The sequence below is a fragment of the Ruegeria sp. AG6 genome (assembly GCF_056541565.1).
This window is the reverse complement of sequence record NZ_JBQFYQ010000004.1, coordinates 240,922-262,292: the sequence shown is the minus strand read 5'-3', so window position 1 is coordinate 262,292 and position 21,371 is coordinate 240,922. Positions and strand designations below refer to the sequence as shown.

Sequence of the window (21,371 nt, the reverse complement as noted above, 5' to 3'; positions counted from 1 at the left end):
GACCGTTCCTCCATCCTCAGATCGGTCCCCGCCAGATTAAGCCTTCTGTCGGGAAAGTGTCAAAAGCCTTCGCTCAAAATCGACGGTTCGCGGCGGGCCTCGCAAGCATTGCTGGGACAGACGCGGCAGTTTGGTCCGACTTGCGTGACCGGAGCGGCACCTGCCGCCTCGTTGCCCGAACGGACCAGCATAACCGAGCGATAAACGGGATCCTGATCATACCCCAATACCGCATAAGGCCAAGCATAGGCGAAGCATTCGAATTCAGCCGGGGTCCGCCCCATCTGGACAACCTGCTTGCGCACCGGAACAAGTGGGCGGCTCAAAGCCGTGAACAACGGCCACAGCGGGCAAACCTCACCATGCCGCGCCAAAGCAAAGCCCGGAATCGGCTTGATGAACAATACGCTGCCGGATGCATCGCACAGCACCATGCCAACCGGCTGCGGCAACACGTCATCGGGTATGAACGCCAATCGACGCAGAACGGTGGCGACGTCCACGGAAAAGCGATAAGCCAACGCAATGGGATCCGTGTCGCCTTTTTGCAGGCTCGATCGAAGCGCATCCAGCGGCAAAGCGATTGCATCATCGCGATACATCTTCAGAACTTCACGCGCCACAGTTCGGGCAGCCGACGTGTTGAGACTGCTCAGATCAACGGCATCCACGTCCTCGCCCTGTTCCAATTCCGGAAAACTGTACCTGCGGGATTCGAAGAACGCTTCGACCTCTTCAAGCGGAACACCGCGCGGATCAATTGACGAGTCGCTTTCGTCCAAAAAGGTTACAAGTGCCTTTGAACTCCCGGCCAGCCGCTCTGCATCCTGGTGCAGGTTTTTGTGAAACCGTTCCCGCCACTCTGCTTCGATGTCCTCTGTGTCTGCAAGAATTGCCGCTGTTGAACGAATCGCCGCCGCCGTTGACAGCACTTCGTGCATTGATGCCGCAAGATGCGGGTCATGAGTCAGGCGGTCCGACAAGATCTCGACATTCCGCTCAAGCGAAACAACCCGGCGGTGCATCTGCGCAAGAACCCCGGCCCATCCGGGAAAGCGCCCGGCAAATTCTTCCAGCCCGTCCACTTCGGCCTGCTGCCCGACGGCGTCATCCGCCGCTTCCCGCAAGGCCGACACGAGGGTTGCCTCGATCCCCTGTGTCAGGACAGAGGGTTCGACGGAAAGCGCTGACGCTATATCCACCAGCAATTTGCCACCTATCCGGCGGCGGTTATGTTCGATCAGGTTCAGGTAGGACGCGGATATCCCGGCAAGGCGGGCAAGTTCCGCTTGCCGAAGCCCGGCAATCTGCCGTCTTTCCCGAATACGGCTTCCCGTCAACATATCGCGCATGATCGTATTCTCCTGACAAGGCTTCAGCCACTTTTTTCAGAACATATCATGTGTTTCGCTAGTTTACCGAGATATTTTCAAACCATATTTACAACCTTAACAAAAGCGGCAGCCGCCAATGCGCATCAATGGCCACAAGAAACCGCATCTCCCCTTCAATTCCGCGTGGTTTCCCGGCACGATAAGCGGATGAGTGACCCCGCCTTTGAATATGCACCGATCGGGCTTGTTGAACTGGAAAACCGGATCATCAGACGCTGCAATCTGCAATTCGCCCGCACTTTCGGCGGGGAAGAGGCCGATTACCGCAACATGCCGCTGTTGCATCTCTATCCCTCGGTCGCGGATTGGGAGAGGATCGGGGAACGCAGCCTGCAAGTGATGCGAGACACCGGGTACTACACGGATGAACGCGTCATGCGGCGCCGCAATGGTGATCTGTTCTGGTGCCGCGCCCGTGGCCGCTCTTTGACGCCCGATGACCCTTTCCGCCATGGAATCTGGAGCTTTTCCGACATCTCGGAAGAACGTCCCCTTGTCGAATTGACCGTTCGAGAACGCGAAGTGGCGATCCTGTCCTGCCGTGGCCTGTCCGCCAAGGAAATCGGTGCTGAACTGGGCCTGAGTTACCGCACAATCGAAGCCTATCGCGCCCGTCTGCTTGAGAAATTCGGCGCCCGCAAACTGTCCGAGCTTGTCGCCAAATTGTCAGGGATGCCTCTGTAACCTGTCCGCCCCTTTAAATTATGCGGGATTCCCGCCTGTGATGGTGCGAGTCGGCGCTTTTCATGCACCGCCGCTTAGCCTATAACCCTGCGTAATTTGATCAGAGCCCGCAAGAAACAGACGGGCCAAAGGGGAACCGTCGAGGACACTCATGACAGACACCAAACACGAAGCGGATGTGGCATTCATCAAGGCTCTGGCCGAGTTGCTGCGTGACAATGACCTGACCGAATTGCAGGTCAAGCGCGAATATGGCGAGGAAGACAGCCTGAACGTGCGCGTAAGCCGCATGACACAGGCCGCAGCTGCACCAGTTCAGGTTGCCGTGCCTGCGGCAGCACCAGCTCCTGCCGCTGCGGCTGCGCCTGCCGTGGCCGAAGCCCCTGCCGCTCAGGAAGATCCGGCCAGCCACCCTGGTGCTGTGACCTCTCCCATGGTTGGAACCGTCTACATGCAGCCCGAGCCCGGCGCGCCCGCATTTATCTCGGTCGGCGCTTCCGTTTCCGAAGGCGACACGCTGCTGATCGTCGAAGCGATGAAGACCATGAACCACATCCACGCGCCCAAGTCGGGCACGATCAAGCGTGTTCTGGTCGGCGATGGCGACGCTGTGGAGTTTGGCACACCTCTGGTCATCATCGAGTAAGGCGGGCCCATGTTCGACAAGATCCTGATTGCCAACCGAGGCGAGATCGCCCTGCGCGTCATCCGCGCTGCCCGCGAGATGGGGATAAAGACGGTTGCCGTCCACTCCACCGCGGATAGCGACGCAATGCATGTGCGCATGGCGGACGAATCGGTCTGCATCGGCCCCCCGCCCAGCCCCCAGAGTTACCTGTCCGTGCCCGCGATCATATCGGCCTGTGAAATCACCGGTGCGCAGGCGATCCACCCTGGCTATGGCTTCCTGTCCGAGAATGCCGAGTTCGTGCAGATCGTCGAAGATCACGACATCACGTTCATCGGCCCCACCGCAGAACACATCCGCGTCATGGGCGACAAGATCACTGCCAAGGACACGATGAAGGCGCTGGGAGTGCCTTGCGTGCCGGGATCAGACGGCGGCGTGCCTGATCTTGCGACGGCCAAGAAGATCGGTGAGGAATTCGGCTATCCGGTCATCATCAAGGCTACCGCAGGCGGCGGCGGTCGCGGTATGAAAGTTGCGATGAACGCTGACGAAATGGAAAGCGCCTTCATGACTGCGCGGGCCGAGGGCAAGGCCGCCTTTGGCAATGACGAAGTCTATATCGAGAAATACCTGACCACGCCGCGCCACATCGAAATTCAGGTGTTTGGCGACGGGAAAGGCAAGGCTGTTCATCTGGGCGAACGGGATTGTTCGCTTCAGCGGCGCCACCAGAAGGTGTTCGAAGAGGCCCCGGGCCCCTGCATCACACCCGAAGAACGCGCCAGGATCGGCAAGATCTGCGCGGATGCGGTCGCGAAAATCAATTATATCGGCGCCGGCACCATCGAGTTCCTCTACGAAAATGGCGAGTTCTATTTCATCGAAATGAACACCCGCCTTCAGGTGGAACATCCGGTCACCGAAGGTATCTTTGGCGTCGATCTGGTGCGCGAACAAATCCTTGTCGCAGCGGGTGAACAGATGTCGTTCGGTCAGGACGATCTGGAAATCAACGGCCACGCCATCGAGGTTCGGATCAACGCCGAAAAGCTGCCGAAATTTTCACCCTGCCCCGGCAAGATCACGGCCTATCACGCGCCGGGGGGCCTTGGTGTTCGAATGGACTCGGCTCTCTATGACGGGTATTCGATTCCACCCTATTATGACTCTCTGATCGCCAAGCTGATCGTGCAGGGTCGTGACCGGGCCGAAGCGCTGGCCCGACTGGAACGCGCACTGGGGGAATTGATTGTCGACGGTATCGATACCACGGTCCCTCTGTTCCACGCACTGCTGCAGGAACCCGATCTGCACACCGGCGACTACAACATCCACTGGCTGGAGCGCTGGCTTGCGGAGAACATGGAACAATAGTCACCAAGGACCGGAGGGCGCCTGCCCTCCGGTTGCCTCATACCTGACATGAGCCTGTCCCCAGAACTTTTGTTGCATGGCTATTCCATCGGTATCTTTCCGATGGCCGAGCATCGCGATGACCCCGACCTGTTTTGGGTCGATCCCAAGTTTCGCGGCGTCTTTCCATTGGACAGTTTCCACATTTCTCGAAGCCTGGCGCGCCGTATCCGAAACTGCGGGTTCGATATCTCGATCGACCAGGACTTTTCCGGCGTCGTCGACGGGTGCGCCGACAGGGCAGATACCTGGATCAACGCCGAACTTAATGACCTGTACCGCCAGCTGCACCAAACAGGGTATGCGCATTCACTGGAAGTCTGGGAAAACAACACGCTGGTGGGCGGCGTCTATGGCGTGACCCTGGGCGCAGCATTCTTCGGCGAAAGCATGTTTTCAAGACGCAAAGACGCCTCGAAGATCGCCCTCGCCTATCTTGTGGACCGCCTGAGGCAAACCGGGTTCCGTCTGTTTGACACGCAGTTTTTGACCGCGCACCTGGCCTCTTTGGGCGCAATCGAAATTCCGCGCGGCGCCTACAAGAAAGAGCTGGAAAAGGCCTTGAACCACAGCGCCGATTTCTCGGTGCCGCTGAATCAATCGGCGGCGGGTATGATACACCGTATGACCCAAACGTCATAACGCGCGTGATCCAGCGCATTCAATGCAGGGGAGGTTGCGATCATCCAACCGTCAAACAGCTGATCGGCCTTCCCACTCTCCCAGATGGTCAGATAGGCGAATGCGTCACCCGTTGGATTGTCAACGGGAAAACGGCAATCTCCCAAGGCAACATCCAGCCCAAAAATCGCTGCCGTCGCGCCGGTCTGCAATTCAACATCGACAGTCTGGCCGTTCACCTTGTCCAGGCCCCGCAGCATTGCCCCGGGCCCAGATTGAACTTTCTGCTGCGCGGCCGCACCTGTGGCGGCCAGCAACAAGGCAAGAATCGTGGCGCGCATCATTCGCTGCCGTCTCCGGCTACGAACTTGACCAGCAGCGAAATCAGGCTGACCGCGCCCTGCGTATCCTCGATCTCGTCGCCGGGATCAAAGTAGAATGGTGACCCACCTGGCATCACCTCGACGAAATTGCCCCCCAGCAAACCTTCTGAGGAAATGACAATGGCACTGTCGTCCGGCACCAGAATGCCGTCTGCAATCGTGAAAGTCGTGTCAGCGCGGTAGGTATCCGGGTTCAGGGTGACGCCCGTCACGGTCCCGATCTTGACGCCCGCAAGGCGCACATCCGTACCGACACCCACCCCCTCCAGAGATCTGAAAGACGCGCCCAGTTCATATCCAGCGGCACCTTGCGACAAGCCCGTCGATTGGCTGGCATAGACACCAAATGCAAAGGCACCGGCCAATACGACGCCGCCGACAAGAACTTCGGTCCAGTTATGGGTCGACATTATCGCCTCGTTTATTCCGGGCTCCAGGCCTCATAGTCCTTACGTTCAACCGGTTCCGCGCGACGCAGAGATCCGGCAGGAGCATAGGCCAGCGCGGTGCCGGTCAGGTTTTCCTGATGTGGTTTTTCCCAGGATTTATGCGGCAGCGGTTTATCTGTCGGAGGCTCGTCCCAAGTGCGATGCAACCAACCATGCCATTCAGGATCAACCCGGCTGGCTTCGGCCTCGCCATTGAAGATAACCCAACGCTTGCTGTCATCAGCATTGCGGTAAAACACGTTGCCTTCATTGTCTTCGCCCACTTTCACGCCCTTGCGTGCAGTGTAGATCTGAGTGTTCAAAGTTGACCCATTCCACCAGGTCACGGCTCGCAAAAGACTGTTCAGGATTCCCATCGGGTGCCTCCGGCATTTCGTCGAAGAAAGGTATGGACCAAAGGCCCGCCAAGGTCCAGTGCCCCTGATACCACCTGCGTCACTCCGGCAAAAAGGCGGTCACTTCGATCTCAATCCTGTATTTCGGATCAATCAAACCGCATTCGATCATCGTCGCAGCCGGTGGATTGGCGCCAAAAGTCTCGGCCAGGATCGGCCAGCACGGCTCAAACTCGTTGCGGTCCGGCAACATGTAGGTGACCCGAACCACATCGTCAAAGCCTGCGCCTGCCTCAGCCAGCGCCTTGCCGATGATGTCCAGCGCAGACCGGCATTGCGCCACCACGTCCTCGCCCCGCCCGACGGTCCCGGCGACATGAACCCAGCCGCCCGCAACCACTGCGCGGCAGTACCCGACCTTGGCTTCGAACTCACCACCCGAAGAAATGCGCTGCACTGCCATAATCCGTCACCTTTGATGTTCGAAAACTTGCTTAAGCTTCCGCCGCCTGACCACGCATGACTTCGCGTGCGAGCGACGGATCCACAGCTTCATCTGGCTAAAAATATCCCGGGGGGATGCCCGAAGGGCAGCGGGGGCAGAGCCCCCTGAACCGGTTCAAGTGAAGTCCCACCGTCGCGGTAAAAGCCCGGCCTCAGCCCGCCGAGGCCGATTCCTTGGCCGCATCGGCATAGATGAACAGCGGCTGCGCGTCGGACATCACCGCCTCTTCGTTCACCACAACCTCGCTGACATTTTTCATGCCCGGCAGTTCGAACATGGTGTCCAGCAGAATATCCTCGAGAATAGACCGCAGGCCGCGCGCGCCGGTTTTGCGCTCGATGGCCTTTTTGGCGATTGCTTTCAAGGCATCATCCGTAAAGGCCAGTTCAACATCTTCCAGTTCGAACAAACGCTGGTATTGCTTGACCAATGCGTTCTTGGGTTTGGTCAGGATGGTCACCAGCGCGTCTTCATCCAGATCCTCAAGCGTCGCCAGAACCGGCAGACGACCGACGAATTCCGGGATCAGTCCGAATTTCAGCAGATCCTCGGGTTCCAGATCTTTGAATATCTCGCCTACACCGCGGTCGTCATTGTCGCGCACATCGGCGCCAAAGCCCATGGCCGAGCCTTTGCCACGTTGCGCGATGATCTTGTCCAGACCCGCAAATGCACCGCCACAGATGAACAGAATGTTCGTCGTGTCCACTTGCAGGAATTCCTGCTGAGGATGCTTGCGGCCACCCTGTGGGGGGACGCTGGCCACTGTCCCTTCCATCAGTTTCAGCAATGCCTGCTGCACGCCCTCACCCGACACGTCACGCGTGATTGAGGGGTTTTCGGATTTGCGGGTAATCTTGTCGACCTCATCGATATAGACGATGCCGCGCTGCGCGCGTTCGACGTTGTACTCACTCGCCTGCAACAGCTTGAGAATGATGTTTTCGACATCCTCACCAACATAGCCGGCTTCGGTCAGGGTCGTCGCGTCAGCCATGGTAAACGGCACGTCCAGAATACGCGCCAGCGTTTGCGCCAGCAGCGTTTTACCGCAACCGGTCGGACCGATCAGCAGGATATTCGACTTTGCCAGTTCGATATCGCTGCCCGCTTTCTGTGCGTGGTTCAAACGCTTGTAATGGTTGTGAACGGCAACTGACAGAACCCGCTTTGCCGTGGCCTGACCGATTACATAATCGTCCAGAACTTCGCAGATATCCTTTGGCGTCGGAACGCCGTCAGATGACTTCAGTCCGCTGGCCTTGGTCTCTTCGCGGATGATGTCCATGCACAGCTCAACACATTCATCACAGATGAAAACCGTGGGGCCTGCGATCAGCTTACGGACCTCATGCTGGCTTTTGCCGCAGAAGCTGCAGTAGAGCGTGTTTTTCCCATCGCCGCCTGAATTCGTCGCCATGATCTACCTTTCGGGCTTCGTCCCTGCGCCCCTTTTCGGGGACGCTTACACCTGTGTGTGCAGCTTAGGCCAGCACTCTGGCGGCTACAATCTCAAAATGACCCCCGCGCCGGTGACGCGGGGTATCGGCCTCAGGCCTCTTCCGTGTCCATTTTCGCTCGATTTTCAACGATCTCATCGATGTGACCCCATTCCTTGGCCTCTTCCGGGCTCATGAAATTGTCACGATCCAGCGCTTTTTCGACCGCCTTTTTCGTCTGCCCCGTATGACGTACGTAGATGTCATACAGGCGATCCTTCAGCTTTTGGGTTTCGGCCGCGTGAATCATGATGTCACTGGCCTGGCCCTGGTACCCGCCACTGGGCTGGTGCACCATGATGCGGCTGTTGGGCAGTGAAAAGCGCATTCCCTTCTCGCCCCCGGCGAGCAGGACCGAGCCCATCGAGGCCGCCTGACCGATCACCAATGTGGAACATTTCGGCTTGATATATTGCATTGTGTCGTAAATCGACAAACCGCTGGTTACCACTCCGCCGGGCGAGTTGATGTAGATCGAGATTTCCTTGTTGGGGTTTTCAGCTTCGAGGTGCAGCAATTGCGCCACAACAAGATGGCTCATCCCATCATGAATCGGTCCGTTGATGAATATGATCCGCTCTTTCAGCAGGCGGGAGAAAATATCATAGGCGCGCTCGCCCCGGCTGGTCTGCTCAACGACCATGGGAACAAGTGTATTCATGTAGGTTTCTACGGGATCGAACATTCGTAACCTGCCTGTTTAGCTATGGATCGGGACAATATCCCAACAAGTGTTACCTGAGTCTTAGTGTCGGCTAAGGGGGGCTGCAAGGGGGGCAAGTGAGAACGCTGACCGAATGTGGATCATCATCAATCGTCAAGGCGAACCATCTGTTGTTTCCGGCAACGATCAGCAGATCGCCTTAAAGTGAATCATCTGCCCCCTCGCGTTGCGGGAACGTTCAATCCGAATTCCCCTTTCATACATCACGCTATTTTGATTCATACATATAGAAATGAATGTACGAAACATGTACTGAAGGGTCTTACACTCACGTCTCTTTACGTTACGGAAACAACGCCCGGCCAACGGGTTTGCAAGGAACTCAATCGATGGCACTTCCTCAGCTGTCCCAGGACATGTCAAAAGAAGATTTTGACCGCATGGTCACCAACGCGACACGCGCCTCTAATTTTCTCAAAGCGATAAGCCACGAAGGCAGATTGATGATCCTCTGCCATCTGGTGTCCGGTGAAAAATCCGTCACCGAACTGGAAGAATTGCTGTCCGCCAGGCAAGCCGCTGTATCACAGCAACTTTCCCGTCTGCGACTTGAAGGGTTGGTGATACCTCGCAGGGAAGGTAAAGCCATCTACTATCGTCTGGCGGATGATCGTCCCCGCCGCATGCTCGAAGTCGTTTACGAGCTCTTCTGCAGCGACGGCCCGACCTAGGAACTGGCTCCGGCTGAAAAAAGGTGCTACCGAAAAATAATCGAGCACCAAGGAGACGAACATGATCCGCGTAATTCTGATGGGCCTGAGCCTGTTTGCACTGACTGCCTGCGAAACCGCCAAAGGCGCCGGCAAGGATATCGAAAAAGCCGGAGATGCCATCCAAGGCGCAGCAACCGACGTGCAGGAAAGCCTGTAATACACTTTATTTTGCGCCGCGCGCGGGCCTTCTCTCAATATGTAGTTGAAAGACATGGCATGCCGCGGTAGCTTTCCCTTACAGGTGCATAGACGCGGCATTGCATCATCTGACGCTAAATCGGGGCTCTTTCGCACACGCAGAAGAGCCCCGGTCCCTTTCGGCAGGGGTGAGTGGTAGCCTGTATGAAACCGAAATCCGGCAAAGGAAAAGGCGCCAGGTGCGCAGACGCGGTCTTTGCATGCGTCCTTTCGGACACTCCTGACGCCTTACCGGGTCGATGCGCTCCGAAGAGCACCCGATCCAGTTGCTACAGCCCCCAGAGAGACTGCAGCGGCTGCATTGTCCCCGAAGAGACATCACAGCGTGCATCGGCCTTCTGAGAAAGTGGCCATCCGACTTGGGCACGAAACCCTCGTTCAGCTGATCACCCACCGGTAAGCCATTGCAGTTCAACGCAAATCCTAAGATCCAGTCTCTCTGCCAAGACCCCCGGGCCTTTGCGTCCCACCTTCGGTTCCGAAGAACCTGTGTGGTGTACAGACTGTTGCAGCACGCCTTGTATCTGACAAGAAAATAGCACTGCAGCATGAAAATTAGACGGGGATAAATTGTTGGTATCTGCCGGGAAATCTTTGTGGATAATCCGAGAAGTTTCGACTCCACGCATGTTTGTCCCGGGACATTTTCAGGCCTGAACCTGAGCCCGGCTTTTGGCCCAATGCTGCGGGCGCAAAGGCCACCGCACGCGCCATTAGTTGAGAATTGCGGGGTTTGTACAACTCTCGGACCACCAATCTTTCGAATCGTACATACGGAGATTCGCCGATGCGTTGCACCATTTCCCATGCGCGCGCCCATTTGGGCGCTTTGGTCACCCGCGCACAGGACCCGCGCGAAGTGATCATACTGACCCGGCACGGCAAACCGCTGGCCGCTCTGGTCTCGGTCGCAGAAGCGAAGCGGATCTGGCATTTGCAGGATGATGACGAGATCGGGTGGAAACACCCGCTGTCGGGCATTCGCGGAATGTGGTCGCGGGGACGCAACATCCCCGGAATGGAACCGGGACCGGACGGCAGCTATGTCACCGCGCGCGAAGCCGCGCTGAAGGTTCGCGAGATCCAGATGACCCGCGCCGAGGAACGCCGCATTCTTGCGCGGGGTGGTCTGGTTCCTATCGCAGGCGGTGAACTGGCCGCCCGGCCCGTCTCCGCGCTGTGGAGACGATTGTTCCGTTTTTGAGAAGCGGTCCGACCCGCACGTGGCAACCTACTAACCTCCGCCGCAGTCAAAATTGCAGCAGCGATACTTACCCCCTACAATCGTCCGGGCCGGACAGTGTTCACCTGACGTTCCAGAACGGTGCTGTAGGTCGTTCCGTTCCGCAGGCTACGGAAATCTGCAAAGATCTTGCCATCTTCGTACCGCGCATCGATCAACGCATTCGCGCCGATCAGCAGAGGTGAGGTTTCGACGATGCCGATGCTGCCCGTCCCATCGAGGCTGATGGTGCCGGTGGCCTCGTATTCATTCCAGTCGGAAACGCCATCGCGACGCCATTTGCTGTGCCCCCAGAAAACGTTGCCGTCCTGAAGCTGCACATCCAGCATCCATTCGGCCTGATTGAACCGGGGCTGATCGCCTTTGTAGTAATGGCTGGGCTGAACGGTCGTGTAAGACCCCAGCCAGGTGCCGCGCAGGTCGGGCGTGGTATCGGCCAGCGCGGCCGTTCCAAGGGCGAGGGTCGTGGCCAAAGCGGCTGCTCCGGCAGTCATGTATCTGGTCATGGGCTCTCTCCTTCTGTCTGGTCAACAGATTGGGACCGCCCGAACCGGTTACAACTTACTTAAGGGAAACTTCATGATTGGTTCAGCGGGGGCTTAGAATGGAGTTTCAGGCCCAGGCCAAAGCTGTCCCGACAATGACCAGCGCGATGCCAATCCCCTCGCGATAGGAAAAGTTCTCGCCAAACAGGAAATACGAGGCGATGGCGATCAGCACGACCTCGGCCCCCAGAATGCCGGTATAGATGATGCCCAACCGTTCGTTGCGAAGCGCGGCAAGTTCCAGCGTCGCGGCGGCCAGCAGCGTGGCAACAATCAGAAGGGTCAGGCCAACACCGGGAATTTTCCACCAGAACTTCATCGAGATCATGGCAACGGAATAAAGACCCGCCGACCCGAGGGCGATGAGAGGGATGAGCGATGTGGACATAAGGGCCTCCTGCCGAGGTTGCCGTCGCGTCAACATTAGCAGGTGGGCGAAGTTGAAGCTGTGAGGTTGATCACAGACTTCGGTCAGAACACGATTGCGATGAGTTCGGACAGCCCAATCAGACCCAGCAACACATTCGACGTCAGGATCAGCCCTTTCAGGTTACGCGCCTTCAATCCTTGGGCAAAGCTGGTCTGCGCAAACTCCTCGGTCATGTCGCCGCGCAGGTTTTCAACATCTTCCAGCGCGGTCTTGCCCGCCAGAACACCATAGGTGGTGATCACAAGCACCAGCACGATCAGCGGCAGAGCAACTCCTTCGGCCCCAAACCCAATGACCGCGGCGATGGCGACATAGGCAAAGATCGAGGTGCGCATGACGTCGTAATAATGGTCAAGACGGCGCATCGAAATCTCGGAACGCAATTGCGGGTCCATAACACTTCCCCCTTTGAAAAATCTGTTTGGAATGCGGGGAGTCTAGCACTTTTGGCTGGATTTCAGAAATTGGGGGGGGTCGGGTAGAACCGAGGGCCGCGCCGACCCGAGGGGATGAGCGGCGTCTCGGAATTCGTCCAGTGGACGAATTCAGCCGCGAACGGGCGGAGCCCCGGGGGCGCAAACGCGCCGCCCGGTTTTTCGAAGGCTAACATCTGGTTTAACGGGGGGCGGGTCGGCGCGGCCCGGCGGTGCCGCCGGGCAAGAGTTCACACTTTAACCCAGAACTCTGGCCAAAATCACCATGAGGTATTTTACTTAGACCCGGGCAACCTCGGGAGAAATGGGAGCGCGGCTCTAATTTTTTCGTAGTATTTTTTTACAATCCCCGGGCTACTGGATTCCACCAAACCAAGAATTGACGCCACGCTTCCCGCTGTACCCAACGCCACTGCGGGATCGACGGCAATAAAGAAACTCGTAACAAACAAAAAACGGCCCAGCATTATGGAGCCATTCTTGATTGCCTCTACCCGCCTACGGCGCAAAGCTTTCTTCCGTTCTGGATCGCTTGTTAGTATTTCCGCCTCGGCCTGCTCTTCAATCTCGCGACCAATATCCTTCAGGAGAGTAGAAATATCGCTATCAAAGAGCGCCTGCCCATCACTATCCTTTGCATTCTCAATAACCTCTGCAACTTCTTGAAACTCTTTTCCACTCGGCAAATCCGCGTCGTCCGGGACGTGAGCGGCGTCCACCTTTTGAGCTTTAGCCAATGCTTCTTTGTAGTGAAGCCGCATTAGCTCATTGTGATCCGCCACAAAGCCATCAAGCGATTGACGATCCCAATCATTTACTCCAAAAACAATGTCGTCGTTTGAGGAAGCCCTAAATACATTAGTCCCTAAACGAAACAGCTTTCGGGGGTTTGGACGCTTTTTTTCTGTTTCTCTAGCGTAAGACTTTAACGATTCAACCATACGCGAAACACTTGCGTTTGCGCCTTTTTCCAAAGAAATTGCGAGATCGTCAGCTTGAGAACCTAAACTTTCCAACAGGTCCTTTTTGTCTTGCTCAATTTCTTCGATTTCGGCTTCAACTACATCTAGATTGAAAGGTACCGCGATTACCCTTTGTTCTTCTGCATCAAACCGAAAGTCTGTAAGTGCAGCATCTAGTATCGAATTATCGGCCGTTTTCTTTGCTTCTACTGCATCCAGCTCAACATCCAGGTTTCGCTTACCTTGGAGCTTTGCAGCCTCGCGTTCCCTAAAAAATCTAATAGCATCAACAAGCCTCAATCGGGTGTTTTTGTTTGGATACGTTTCGCTGCGCTCATAGTTCCCAATTGTCGCTTGAGAGACGCCGGTTCTGTCGCCCCACTCCTTTTGAGTTCCCACTCTAAATCGTACTTTCTTGAAGTCTTTGTGATTGAATATGTCTTGCTCGATTAATTGTTCGTTTAGTTTATCTAGCGCAGTCACATTTCTCAGAATGGTGGTTTTTCGCCAACGAATGATTTCTTGGAGAAGATCTGAACCTTCTTTGCTCCAATCAATTTTGAAGTCTTCCATTAGTTTACTCTCAGAGATTTGGGGTTTGCCGCCCAAGTTAAATGAACCGAATGTAGAGAAGCCAAATCAAAAAAATGCCTCGACACAGCTTCCTGAAAATAACCTCAAACAGCTTCTAACTGTCCATCTTCAACGCGGATATGAATGCCTCCTGCGGGATATCCACCTTCCCGAACTGGCGCATCTTCTTTTTCCCCGCCTTCTGCTTGTCCAGCAGTTTGCGTTTCCGCGTGGCGTCGCCGCCGTAGCATTTCGCGGTCACGTCCTTGCGCAGGGCCGAGAGGGTCTCGCGCGCGATGACCTTGCCTCCGATAGCGGCCTGGATCGGGATTTTGAACATGTGGCGCGGGATCAGGTCCTTCAGCTTTTCGCACATCGCCCGGCCCCGCATCTCGGCACGGTCGCGGTGAACCATGGTCGACAGCGCATCAACGGGTTCGTCATTCACCAACACCGACATCTTGACCAGATTGTCCTGCGTGTAGCCGGTCATCTGGTAGTCAAAGCTGGCGTAACCTTTTGTTACCGATTTCAGGCGATCATAGAAATCGAACACAACTTCGTTGAGGGGAAGGTCGTACACAACCATCGCACGTGACCCCGCATAGGTCAGGTCCAGCTGGATGCCGCGGCGGTCCTGACACAGTTTCAGCACGTCGCCGAGGTATTCATCGGGCACCAGAATGGTCGCCTTGATGCGCGGTTCCTCGATATGGTCGACCTTCGACGGGTCGGGCATGTCGGCGGGGTTGTGCAGCTCGATCATCTCGCCGTCTTTCATGTAGACGTGATAGATCACCGACGGCGCGGTGGTGATGAGCTCGATATCATATTCGCGTTCGATCCGGTCGCGGATGACCTCAAGATGCAGCAGGCCCAGGAAACCGCAGCGGAAGCCAAAGCCAAGCGCGGCCGAAGTTTCCATTTCAAAGCTGAAGCTGGCATCGTTGAGCGCCAGTTTGTCGATTGCATCCCGCAGGTCTTCGAATTCGGCGCTGTCCACTGGGAACAGACCGCAGAACACCACCGGCTGCGCGGGTTTGAAGCCCGGCAGTGCGACTTCGGTCCCGTTGCGGTCATTGGTGATGGTGTCACCTACGCGGGTGTCGCGGACCTGTTTGATGGATGCGGTCAGGAATCCGATCTCGCCGGGGCCAAGCGAGTCGACCATCTGCATCTCGGGGCGGAAGACGCCGACACGGTCGACATGGTGCAGGGTGTTGTTTGACATGAACTTGACCCGCATCCCCTTTTTCAGCGTGCCGTCCATGATGCGGACCAGAACGATGACGCCCAGATAGGCGTCGTACCACGAATCCACCAGCATCGCCTTGAGAGGCGCGTCCAGATTGCCCTTCGGTGCGGGCAGGTGCTGTACGATTGCTTCCAGAGTTTCGTGGATGCCCTGCCCCGTTTTGGCGGAAACCTGAATGGCGTCGGTCGCGTCGATACCGATCACATCTTCGATCTGTTCGGCCACGCGGTCACAGTCGGACGCGGGCAGGTCGATCTTGTTGAGCACCGGCACGATCTCATGATCGGCGTCGATGGCCTGATAGACATTCGCCAGCGTCTGCGCCTCGACCCCTTGGGTCGAGTCGACCACCAGCAGAGAGCCCTCGACCGCGCGCATCGACCGCGAGACTTCATAGGCGAAGTCTACGTGGCCGGGGGTGTCGATCAGGTTCAGCACGTATTGCTCGCCATTGTCGGCGGTATAGTCGATGCGAACCGTGTTGGCCTTGATGGTGATGCCACGCTCGCGCTCGATATCCATGCTGTCGAGCAACTGTTCCTTCATGTCGCGATCCTTCACCGTTCCGGTCTCTTGGATGAGCCGGTCAGCAAGGGTGGATTTGCCATGGTCGATATGCGCGACGATGGAGAAATTGCGGATATGAGCGAGGTCTGTCATGGGTTGGGGATATGTAGAGGAATCGTGGATTGGTCAATAGAAACGCGACAGAGTTTCGGTGCCTTGTCCGCTAAACTTCAAGAGGGCAGATTGGACCGCTCGTATTAGCAGGAATGCACATGGTTATTTTAACCCGTCCAGAAGAGTTTGAAGATTGGCTAAATTCGCTTTCAAACACGGCACTGAAAGCACTTGCGACGCGTTCAGCCTTACAAGTTCTTCCCTATGCTTTTGTTTTATCAGATTAAGAAAGTAGCAGCCGCGAACAGGCGCAATTTCTTCTAGCTTGCTTTAGAGCCAATATTGTTTCTGGACTCGTTGGTACTGGGCTTTACCCAGAAATAGCTTCGATCACCTCTAGTACTCTAGGCACCCTCGACGCCGCCAATACCGAAAACGGGTACGGTACATTAACCGACCCGACCTTATCCAACGTCGCTACTGCCGTCGCCGCAACCTTCTATGCAACGCGCGCCACGCCTGCCGAAACAATTCAAGATCTCAATGCCAACGCATTCACCTACGGTGCCGAAATTATCCAAGCGCTATCTGCCGATGCTATTGCGCTAGCCGCGACACCAGATGAAACTGAGCAGGTGTTTGCCACCGAACTGTGGCATGGTGCAGTACCAGAGCCGTACGCCAGCTTGTCGCAGCGGTTTTCCGAAAACGCCCCCGAGACGCCATGGGAGTTTTGGGCTGAATGGTACGAGGGAATGCTGAAGGGTGAACCGTTGGACTGGGAACTTCAGCGGCGGGTTGCTTTGACTGGCAATAGTATTTGGAACGCAGGCCCGGAAGCTGTTGCTGAAGAAATTGCGGAAATTCAGGCAAGGTGGGAAGTCGAGAAAGCCTTATCGGACATCAAAGGTAGCCTGACAGTTAGAACCTCAGCACGCCACGGCATCGGAGGGAACAACCCTCCTAAGAGCATCGAAGATGAACGGTTGTCCGACGCGATAACCTTGATCTGGGAAGCGACCGACGACCTCTCGACGGCTTTGGAAGAGGAACGCCCTGCTCGTGAGTGGATTGAAGCAATTCTGGGCAAACTCAAAGCAGGACTGTTTGGCTTACTCAAGTGGTGCGTTGGTAAGGCAAATTTAGGAGTTGGCACTGCGGTCGTTGTAGGCTCAACCAAAGGCACTACAGCGATCGTTGACGCTTACATAGCTAAACACCCGGAGAAAATTGAAGCGTTGATCGAGGCCATTGAAAGGTGGCTCCCGCTCCTGTCCTGACCGGTGCCGGGCTGAAACCCGGCCTACGGGGGTGGCGGGATTGTATCGTTTCCGGCTCGTGCAATCACTTTTTCGCAACGTATGATTGATCCGCGCGCCCATTTGATTCATACTCCCGCGCAGGCCGAGAGGGGCGCAAGATCCCTCCGGGCAGGCAAAAAACGAGGCTCGAGTATGAAACAGTTCCTCTTAATCGCATTTTGTGCGGCATCGCTGACGGCGGTGGCTCCGGTTGCGGATGCGGCGCAGATCAAGCGGGCGTGTCTGGCGTCGGACCGGTCGGCGGCGACGCGGGATCGGTGCAGTTGCATCCAGCGCGTGGCGGATCAGGCGCTTACCCGCAGCGATCAGAAAACCGTGGCCAAATGGTTCACCGACCCCCATCAGGCGCAGGAGTTGAAGATGTCGCAGACCGCGCGCGACGATGCGCTGTGGGACCGGTATCAGAACTTTGGCCAGATGGCGCAGGCGATCTGCAGCTAAGCCCCTCTGAAACCTTGACCTGATCCACGCTGCGCCCCAGAAAGGCGCAGCGAAAGGTGTATCTTATGGTGATGAAAGGGCTGACCCTGCGGGGCCTTGAGGTGTTCGAGGCTTTGGCGCGGACGGGATCGGTGGCACAGGCCGCCGAGATCACGGGGCTCAGCCAGCCATCCGTTTCCCAACAGTTGCGCAATCTGGAAAAGGCTCTGGGCACCGAACTGGTCGATCACGGGCGCCGACCGATGCGCCTGACGCAGGCCGGGCGCAGTTTTCTGGTGCGGGCCGAGGCGGTTCTGGCCGAGCTGCAAATGGCACAAAGCGAATTGTCGGTCATGGATCTGGGGCATCTGACCACGCTCTCCATCGGATTGATCGACGACTTCGACAATGACCTGACCCCACGGCTGGCCACGCTGCTGGCGGACAGTCTGACCCGATCGAATTTCAAACTGATCACCTTGTCGAGCCTCGATCTGTTCGAGGCCTTGGCCGAACAACGCCTGCATATGGCCGTCACCGCCCATAGCGGAGAAGTGCTGGAAGGGGTGGTCGAGTACCCTCTGGTCCGGGATCCGTTCATTCTGGTTGCGCCTCAGGGGGCGGGCGGAGTGGAGGCTGTGCAGAACAGCCTGCCATATCTGCGCTATGCCCGCGAGCAGCTGATCAGCCGGCAGATCGAGGCGCATATGGCGCGCGACGCGCAGGAGTTCGAGGAACGGTTCGAGATCGGCTCGCACATGGCGCTTATGGCCATGGTTGCACGGGGTCTGGGTTGGGCGATCACGACGCCGCTGGGCTTCATGCGCGCAGCGCGTTTTCATGACGGGCTGGAGGCCCACCCTGCCCCGTTCGGGGATTTCTCGCGCAGCATATCATTGCTGGCGCGAACGGGCTGGTCCGATCAGGTGCCGCAGGAGGTCGCGGGCATGACACGGCGTCTGATGCAGAACCAGATCGTTGACCCGGCTTTGGCCAAACTGCCCTGGCTGAGCGGATCGCTGCGGGTGATCGGCGGTTAACTGTCCAGATGGGCAGCAAGGCCGTCAACCGCTGCCTCGATCAGGTCCAGCGCGCCATCGAAATCCCGTGTGTAATAGGGGTCAGGCACATGATCCGCGCCGGCCTCAGGGGCGAAATCGGTCAGCAGGCGCACCGGGGTGTCACTGCCGGCGGGGCGCAGATTCTCGATATCCGCGATGTTGTTGGCGTCCATGCCCAGGATCAGGTCGAAGCGGTCGAAATCGGCAGCGGTGAACTGACGCGCGCGCAGGTCGCCCAGATCGATTCCCCTGACCTTCGCAGCTGCCTGCATTGGGCCATAGGGCGGTTTTCCCGCATGCCAGCCCATGGTTCCGGCACTATCGGTTACGTGATGTGGCGCGCGGGCGCGAAAAACGCCCTCTGCCGCAGGCGAGCGGCAGATATTGCCCAGGCAGACAAAGAGGATACGGTGTGACATGCACCAAGCTGTACCGCGCGGAGGAGAAATGGAAAAGATCGTGATTCTGACCGGGGCCGGAATATCAGCCGAGAGCGGGTTGAGCACCTTTCGCGATGAGGGTGGATTGTGGGCCCAGCACCGCATCGAGGATGTCGCCACGCCGGAAGGATTCGCCCGCGATCCCGCACTGGTTCAAGGGTTTTACAATGCGCGGCGGGTTCAGGCCTCCGAAGTTCAACCCAATGCCGCTCATGAAGCACTGGCCCGGCTCCAACGGGACTGGCCCGGAGACGTCGTGATCGTAACCCAGAACGTGGACAGCCTGCACGAGGCGGGCGGCGCAACGGATGTCATCCACATGCACGGAACTTTGGCGGGCGCGCTGTGTTCAGCTTGTGGCCATCGCTGGACCGCCCCGCCCGAAATGGCGGTTGGGGAATCCTGCCCCGCCTGTGCGCGGCCCACGGCCCGGCCCGATGTGGTCTGGTTTGGTGAAATGCCCTATTTCATGGACGAGATTTATGACCACCTGAGCAGCGCGTGGCTTTTTGCCGCCATTGGCACCTCGGGTCAGGTTTATCCGGCGGCAGCGTTCGTGCACGAGGCACAAGCGGCGGGCGCTCGGACGATCGAGATCAATCTGGAACCGTCGCCGGGCGCATCCGGGTTTGATGAAAGAGTTGCCGGCAAAGCGACCCAGACAGTTCCGCAATGGGTCGGGCACCTGCTTGCGCCGCATAGTTAAAGTACAGACAACACTCGCTTAATTCGGTTAGAATGCCCCCGAAACGACTGGAGGACAAGACATGACGGATCAGGACCCCCGGACCGGTGAAATTCTGGATGAAGGCAGCATGGCCGGGCGCGACATGCTGGGAGAGCAGCTTTCCAGCCTGTGGTGGACCTTTCTGCTGCGCGGAGTATTGGCCGGGCTTGTCGGTATTGCAGCGCTGTTCTGGCCGTCTGGCAGCATCGCGTTGCTGCTGCGGCTGGTTGGTGTGCTGCTGATCCTCGATGGTGGCCTGACGCTTTTGGGCGTTGGGCGTCGCGGGGTAATGGGCGGCGCTGCAATCGGTGCGCTTCTGATCGGGCTTGTCCTGCTGATCTGGCCGGAAGGGACGGTCAAACTGGCCTTTTTCCTCATGGGCGCCTGGGCGCTGATTATCGGGATCGGTTCGCTGGCGGCATCCGGGCAAATGCACGAAAGAGACCCTCAACGCGGCTCCATGCGCGTCTCGGGTTTTGTCGCGCTTGTGGTCGGGCTTGTTTTGATGATCTGGCCAGCGGTCGCGCTTGTTGCGCTGGGATGGGGCATCGCCTTTTCGGCACTGGCCATCGCCGCGGTCATGTTCTGGCTGGCATCCCGATTCCGCCAGGCCGGTGACCGCGTCGGTATGAAAAACGTCAACAAATAGCACCAGCGGCGGCCGCAGGAACAACAGGCCGGGCAATGCCCGGCCTGACGCATGGATGACGGCCGCAGCGCGGCCCGAAGACAGGCGTTGCCCTAGTTCGAATGAGATCCGTGCCCACCCATGTCCTGACGCTCCAGATCGACCGGGATTTCGATCTCAACCTCGCCAGCCTTTTCAAAGATCAGCGTCACCGGAACCATGGCGTCCTGCTCGAACGGTTCGGTCAGCCCCATGAACATCACGTGGTCTCCGCCGCGTTTCAGCATGTGGGTTTCGCCTGCCGGAATGGCAAAGCCTTCCTCGACATGCACCATCTTGGCCACGCCATTGTCGTCGACTTTGTGCGTGTGCAGTTCAACCCGAGCAGCGGCATCCGACGTCACGCCGACCAGACGGTCGTCCGCATCGCCCAGATTCTGGATCATCATGAACGCGGCACCTGCCTTGGCGGTCTTTCCCGACGACCGGGCAAAGGCGTCATCAACTTTGATAGTGCCTTCGGCAACAGCGGGCATGGCCAGGGTCACGGCGGCCAGGGTTGCAAACAGAGTAGTTTTGAGGGACATCGTGCCTCTCCTGTATTGTAGGTTTGAAAAAGTAGTGTCTTCAAACACGTACAGGCGGCGCGCGCGCCGGGGTGCCGGGGACCGGCAAGGCGATTTGATTGACCAGATGTCGCAGCGGCGCTAACTGCGCCTGCTCTGGTGCCATAGGCATGGGCGGCTGGGCAATGGCGACCGCGCCCATCAGGGACAGCGCGTAATCCGGGCAGTAATGCGGTGGCGCGGTGGGCTGTCCGTCTTCGTCCATGTAGACAACGACCGGACCGGTGCCTGTGCACAACACCATCTGACCCACGGCCCTGTCCATGCCGCGGGACACCGCAAGGCCCTGCCCGGTCAGAACCAAAAGCAGGGACAGAGCATAAGGCAGGAATCGTGTTATGGCAGGTCTCATCCTGACCCGGGTATAGGTCAGTCAGCAAAGTAGCTTCAAGCGCCAAAGGGTCGCGCTTGAAGCTGGTTTCAGTAATCAATTCCCGGTCGTTTCACCTTGCTTGTATTGAAGCTGGTGTGGGAACGATTCACCCTGCGCTGCATCCGCGTACAAGCCGAAATTGCTTTGCGAAAAACCGCGGCC

General features: G+C 57.5%; 28 protein-coding genes. 13 read left to right on the top strand and 15 right to left on the bottom strand.

The window, feature by feature from the left end; all coding sequences use genetic code 11:
- Positions 1-59 precede the first annotated feature (59 nt).
- Positions 60-1,352 carry a helix-turn-helix domain-containing protein gene (locus ACR0I0_RS11970; RefSeq protein WP_480486986.1) on the bottom strand — a complete coding sequence of 431 codons (1,293 nt, stop codon included), beginning with the start codon at positions 1,350-1,352 and terminating at the stop codon, positions 60-62.
- A 189-nt stretch (positions 1,353-1,541) separates the two neighbouring features.
- Between ACR0I0_RS11970 and ACR0I0_RS11965 the strand changes: the two genes are divergently transcribed.
- The 4 genes from ACR0I0_RS11965 to aat all read left to right on the top strand — a co-directional run bounded on the left by ACR0I0_RS11965 (position 1,542) and on the right by aat (position 4,764).
- Complete coding sequence (locus tag ACR0I0_RS11965) at positions 1,542-2,078, top strand: LuxR C-terminal-related transcriptional regulator (RefSeq protein WP_152457352.1); 537 nt, start codon at positions 1,542-1,544, stop codon at positions 2,076-2,078.
- Between the two features lie 151 nt (positions 2,079-2,229).
- Positions 2,230-2,724 carry an acetyl-CoA carboxylase biotin carboxyl carrier protein gene (gene accB, locus ACR0I0_RS11960; protein ID WP_171638174.1) on the top strand — a complete coding sequence of 165 codons (495 nt, stop codon included), beginning with the start codon at positions 2,230-2,232 and terminating at the stop codon, positions 2,722-2,724.
- Positions 2,725-2,733: 9 nt separating this feature from the next.
- Positions 2,734-4,083: an acetyl-CoA carboxylase biotin carboxylase subunit gene (gene accC / locus ACR0I0_RS11955; protein WP_480491568.1), complete on the top strand. Its 1,350-nt coding sequence runs from the start codon at positions 2,734-2,736 to the stop codon at positions 4,081-4,083.
- Positions 4,084-4,131: 48 nt separating this feature from the next.
- Positions 4,132-4,764 carry a leucyl/phenylalanyl-tRNA--protein transferase gene (gene aat / locus ACR0I0_RS11950; protein WP_480491567.1) on the top strand — a complete coding sequence of 211 codons (633 nt, stop codon included), beginning with the start codon at positions 4,132-4,134 and terminating at the stop codon, positions 4,762-4,764.
- Here the strand turns inward: aat and ACR0I0_RS11945 are convergent.
- From ACR0I0_RS11945 to ACR0I0_RS11920, 6 genes are all read right to left on the bottom strand, one after another.
- A complete protein-coding gene (locus ACR0I0_RS11945) occupies positions 4,719-5,087 on the bottom strand; it encodes a DUF2155 domain-containing protein (RefSeq protein WP_480491565.1) in 369 nt (122 codons plus the stop codon). The two genes, aat and ACR0I0_RS11945, sit on opposite strands and share 46 nt — an antisense overlap.
- Positions 5,084-5,536 carry an outer membrane lipid asymmetry maintenance protein MlaD gene (mlaD, locus tag ACR0I0_RS11940; RefSeq protein ID WP_209835006.1) on the bottom strand — a complete coding sequence of 151 codons (453 nt, stop codon included), beginning with the start codon at positions 5,534-5,536 and terminating at the stop codon, positions 5,084-5,086. Before mlaD ends, ACR0I0_RS11945 begins: the two co-directional genes overlap by 4 nt.
- 11 nt (positions 5,537-5,547) lie before the next feature.
- Complete coding sequence (locus ACR0I0_RS11935) at positions 5,548-5,931, bottom strand: NADH:ubiquinone oxidoreductase subunit NDUFA12 (RefSeq protein WP_152457346.1); 384 nt, start codon at positions 5,929-5,931, stop codon at positions 5,548-5,550.
- A gap of 79 nt (positions 5,932-6,010) precedes the next feature.
- On the bottom strand, positions 6,011-6,373 hold the full coding sequence (locus ACR0I0_RS11930) for a RidA family protein (RefSeq protein WP_171724386.1): 363 nt from the start codon (positions 6,371-6,373) through the stop codon (positions 6,011-6,013).
- Between the two features lie 193 nt (positions 6,374-6,566).
- The gene (gene clpX, locus ACR0I0_RS11925; RefSeq protein ID WP_152457344.1) at positions 6,567-7,835 is read right to left on the bottom strand and encodes an ATP-dependent Clp protease ATP-binding subunit ClpX; all 1,269 of its coding nucleotides are present in this window, start codon (positions 7,833-7,835) and stop codon (positions 6,567-6,569) included.
- A 131-nt stretch (positions 7,836-7,966) separates the two neighbouring features.
- A complete protein-coding gene (locus tag ACR0I0_RS11920; RefSeq protein WP_117869644.1) occupies positions 7,967-8,599 on the bottom strand; it encodes an ATP-dependent Clp protease proteolytic subunit in 633 nt (210 codons plus the stop codon).
- Positions 8,600-8,967: 368 nt separating this feature from the next.
- Between ACR0I0_RS11920 and ACR0I0_RS11915 the strand changes: the two genes are divergently transcribed.
- The 3 genes from ACR0I0_RS11915 to ACR0I0_RS11905 all read left to right on the top strand — a co-directional run bounded on the left by ACR0I0_RS11915 (position 8,968) and on the right by ACR0I0_RS11905 (position 10,753).
- Complete coding sequence (locus ACR0I0_RS11915; RefSeq protein WP_171724387.1) at positions 8,968-9,309, top strand: ArsR/SmtB family transcription factor; 342 nt, start codon at positions 8,968-8,970, stop codon at positions 9,307-9,309.
- Between the two features lie 61 nt (positions 9,310-9,370).
- Positions 9,371-9,508, top strand: a complete 138-nt coding sequence (locus ACR0I0_RS11910; protein WP_152457342.1) for an entericidin A/B family lipoprotein — start codon at positions 9,371-9,373, stop codon at positions 9,506-9,508.
- Between the two features lie 828 nt (positions 9,509-10,336).
- Positions 10,337-10,753 (top strand): type II toxin-antitoxin system Phd/YefM family antitoxin, encoded by a 417-nt coding sequence (locus ACR0I0_RS11905; protein WP_171724388.1) that lies wholly within the window; start codon positions 10,337-10,339, stop codon positions 10,751-10,753.
- A 74-nt stretch (positions 10,754-10,827) separates the two neighbouring features.
- Here ACR0I0_RS11905 and ACR0I0_RS11900 read toward each other — a convergent pair whose 3' ends face one another.
- From ACR0I0_RS11900 to lepA, 5 genes are all read right to left on the bottom strand, one after another.
- Entirely contained in the window at positions 10,828-11,298 is a 471-nt protein-coding gene (locus tag ACR0I0_RS11900) for a hypothetical protein (protein ID WP_480491562.1), read from the bottom strand.
- 106 nt (positions 11,299-11,404) lie between these two features.
- Positions 11,405-11,725 carry a hypothetical protein gene (locus ACR0I0_RS11895; protein ID WP_170345061.1) on the bottom strand — a complete coding sequence of 107 codons (321 nt, stop codon included), beginning with the start codon at positions 11,723-11,725 and terminating at the stop codon, positions 11,405-11,407.
- An 83-nt stretch (positions 11,726-11,808) separates the two neighbouring features.
- Complete coding sequence (locus tag ACR0I0_RS11890) at positions 11,809-12,162, bottom strand: hypothetical protein (RefSeq protein ID WP_171641127.1); 354 nt, start codon at positions 12,160-12,162, stop codon at positions 11,809-11,811.
- Positions 12,163-12,476: 314 nt separating this feature from the next.
- Entirely contained in the window at positions 12,477-13,736 is a 1,260-nt protein-coding gene (locus ACR0I0_RS11885) for a hypothetical protein (RefSeq protein WP_480491560.1), read from the bottom strand.
- A 115-nt stretch (positions 13,737-13,851) separates the two neighbouring features.
- A complete protein-coding gene (lepA, locus tag ACR0I0_RS11880) occupies positions 13,852-15,651 on the bottom strand; it encodes a translation elongation factor 4 (RefSeq protein WP_480491558.1) in 1,800 nt (599 codons plus the stop codon).
- A gap of 119 nt (positions 15,652-15,770) precedes the next feature.
- Here lepA and ACR0I0_RS11875 point away from each other — a divergent pair, with 119 nt between their 5' ends.
- From ACR0I0_RS11875 to ACR0I0_RS11860, 4 genes are all read left to right on the top strand, one after another.
- A complete protein-coding gene (locus ACR0I0_RS11875) occupies positions 15,771-15,899 on the top strand; it encodes a hypothetical protein (RefSeq protein WP_256369018.1) in 129 nt (42 codons plus the stop codon).
- A 486-nt stretch (positions 15,900-16,385) separates the two neighbouring features.
- Positions 16,386-16,892, top strand: coding sequence for a hypothetical protein (locus ACR0I0_RS11870; protein WP_480491556.1), 507 nt, complete (start codon positions 16,386-16,388; stop codon positions 16,890-16,892).
- A gap of 174 nt (positions 16,893-17,066) precedes the next feature.
- Positions 17,067-17,375: a hypothetical protein gene (locus tag ACR0I0_RS11865; RefSeq protein WP_171229650.1), complete on the top strand. Its 309-nt coding sequence runs from the start codon at positions 17,067-17,069 to the stop codon at positions 17,373-17,375.
- A 65-nt stretch (positions 17,376-17,440) separates the two neighbouring features.
- Entirely contained in the window at positions 17,441-18,394 is a 954-nt protein-coding gene (locus ACR0I0_RS11860; protein ID WP_480486969.1) for a LysR family transcriptional regulator, read from the top strand.
- On the opposite strand, the gene ACR0I0_RS11855 is transcribed toward ACR0I0_RS11860, so the two are convergent.
- Positions 18,391-18,834 (bottom strand): low molecular weight protein-tyrosine-phosphatase, encoded by a 444-nt coding sequence (locus ACR0I0_RS11855; RefSeq protein WP_171638194.1) that lies wholly within the window; start codon positions 18,832-18,834, stop codon positions 18,391-18,393. The two genes, ACR0I0_RS11860 and ACR0I0_RS11855, sit on opposite strands and share 4 nt — an antisense overlap.
- Before the next feature lie 28 nt (positions 18,835-18,862).
- Between ACR0I0_RS11855 and ACR0I0_RS11850 the strand changes: the two genes are divergently transcribed.
- Together ACR0I0_RS11850 and ACR0I0_RS11845 are read left to right on the top strand one after the other, a co-directional pair.
- Positions 18,863-19,561, top strand: a complete 699-nt coding sequence (locus tag ACR0I0_RS11850; RefSeq protein ID WP_480491554.1) for an NAD-dependent deacylase — start codon at positions 18,863-18,865, stop codon at positions 19,559-19,561.
- A gap of 61 nt (positions 19,562-19,622) precedes the next feature.
- Positions 19,623-20,231 (top strand): HdeD family acid-resistance protein, encoded by a 609-nt coding sequence (locus tag ACR0I0_RS11845; RefSeq protein ID WP_171638196.1) that lies wholly within the window; start codon positions 19,623-19,625, stop codon positions 20,229-20,231.
- A 92-nt stretch (positions 20,232-20,323) separates the two neighbouring features.
- Here the strand turns inward: ACR0I0_RS11845 and ACR0I0_RS11840 are convergent, their stop codons facing one another.
- Positions 20,324-20,797: a copper chaperone PCu(A)C gene (locus tag ACR0I0_RS11840; RefSeq protein ID WP_209546981.1), complete on the bottom strand. Its 474-nt coding sequence runs from the start codon at positions 20,795-20,797 to the stop codon at positions 20,324-20,326.
- A 40-nt stretch (positions 20,798-20,837) separates the two neighbouring features.
- Entirely contained in the window at positions 20,838-21,188 is a 351-nt protein-coding gene (locus ACR0I0_RS11835; RefSeq protein WP_171638200.1) for a hypothetical protein, read from the bottom strand.
- Positions 21,189-21,371: the final 183 nt, after the last annotated feature.

Coding starts and splice junctions, on each gene's coding strand:
- ACR0I0_RS11970 (WP_480486986.1), bottom strand. CDS start 1,352: ATGCGCGATATGTTGACGGGAAGCCGTATTCGGGAAAGACGGCAGATT.
- ACR0I0_RS11965 (WP_152457352.1), top strand. CDS start 1,542: ATGAGTGACCCCGCCTTTGAATATGCACCGATCGGGCTTGTTGAACTG.
- accB (WP_171638174.1), top strand. CDS start 2,230: ATGACAGACACCAAACACGAAGCGGATGTGGCATTCATCAAGGCTCTG.
- accC (WP_480491568.1), top strand. CDS start 2,734: ATGTTCGACAAGATCCTGATTGCCAACCGAGGCGAGATCGCCCTGCGC.
- aat (WP_480491567.1), top strand. CDS start 4,132: ATGAGCCTGTCCCCAGAACTTTTGTTGCATGGCTATTCCATCGGTATC.
- ACR0I0_RS11945 (WP_480491565.1), bottom strand. CDS start 5,087: ATGATGCGCGCCACGATTCTTGCCTTGTTGCTGGCCGCCACAGGTGCG.
- mlaD (WP_209835006.1), bottom strand. CDS start 5,536: ATGTCGACCCATAACTGGACCGAAGTTCTTGTCGGCGGCGTCGTATTG.
- ACR0I0_RS11935 (WP_152457346.1), bottom strand. CDS start 5,931: ATGGGAATCCTGAACAGTCTTTTGCGAGCCGTGACCTGGTGGAATGGG.
- ACR0I0_RS11930 (WP_171724386.1), bottom strand. CDS start 6,373: ATGGCAGTGCAGCGCATTTCTTCGGGTGGTGAGTTCGAAGCCAAGGTC.
- clpX (WP_152457344.1), bottom strand. CDS start 7,835: ATGGCGACGAATTCAGGCGGCGATGGGAAAAACACGCTCTACTGCAGC.
- ACR0I0_RS11920 (WP_117869644.1), bottom strand. CDS start 8,599: ATGTTCGATCCCGTAGAAACCTACATGAATACACTTGTTCCCATGGTC.
- ACR0I0_RS11915 (WP_171724387.1), top strand. CDS start 8,968: ATGGCACTTCCTCAGCTGTCCCAGGACATGTCAAAAGAAGATTTTGAC.
- ACR0I0_RS11910 (WP_152457342.1), top strand. CDS start 9,371: ATGATCCGCGTAATTCTGATGGGCCTGAGCCTGTTTGCACTGACTGCC.
- ACR0I0_RS11905 (WP_171724388.1), top strand. CDS start 10,337: ATGCGTTGCACCATTTCCCATGCGCGCGCCCATTTGGGCGCTTTGGTC.
- ACR0I0_RS11900 (WP_480491562.1), bottom strand. CDS start 11,298: ATGACCAGATACATGACTGCCGGAGCAGCCGCTTTGGCCACGACCCTC.
- ACR0I0_RS11895 (WP_170345061.1), bottom strand. CDS start 11,725: ATGTCCACATCGCTCATCCCTCTCATCGCCCTCGGGTCGGCGGGTCTT.
- ACR0I0_RS11890 (WP_171641127.1), bottom strand. CDS start 12,162: ATGGACCCGCAATTGCGTTCCGAGATTTCGATGCGCCGTCTTGACCAT.
- ACR0I0_RS11885 (WP_480491560.1), bottom strand. CDS start 13,736: ATGGAAGACTTCAAAATTGATTGGAGCAAAGAAGGTTCAGATCTTCTC.
- lepA (WP_480491558.1), bottom strand. CDS start 15,651: ATGACAGACCTCGCTCATATCCGCAATTTCTCCATCGTCGCGCATATC.
- ACR0I0_RS11875 (WP_256369018.1), top strand. CDS start 15,771: ATGGTTATTTTAACCCGTCCAGAAGAGTTTGAAGATTGGCTAAATTCG.
- ACR0I0_RS11865 (WP_171229650.1), top strand. CDS start 17,067: ATGAAACAGTTCCTCTTAATCGCATTTTGTGCGGCATCGCTGACGGCG.
- ACR0I0_RS11860 (WP_480486969.1), top strand. CDS start 17,441: ATGGTGATGAAAGGGCTGACCCTGCGGGGCCTTGAGGTGTTCGAGGCT.
- ACR0I0_RS11855 (WP_171638194.1), bottom strand. CDS start 18,834: ATGTCACACCGTATCCTCTTTGTCTGCCTGGGCAATATCTGCCGCTCG.
- ACR0I0_RS11850 (WP_480491554.1), top strand. CDS start 18,863: ATGGAAAAGATCGTGATTCTGACCGGGGCCGGAATATCAGCCGAGAGC.
- ACR0I0_RS11845 (WP_171638196.1), top strand. CDS start 19,623: ATGACGGATCAGGACCCCCGGACCGGTGAAATTCTGGATGAAGGCAGC.
- ACR0I0_RS11840 (WP_209546981.1), bottom strand. CDS start 20,797: ATGTCCCTCAAAACTACTCTGTTTGCAACCCTGGCCGCCGTGACCCTG.
- ACR0I0_RS11835 (WP_171638200.1), bottom strand. CDS start 21,188: ATGAGACCTGCCATAACACGATTCCTGCCTTATGCTCTGTCCCTGCTT.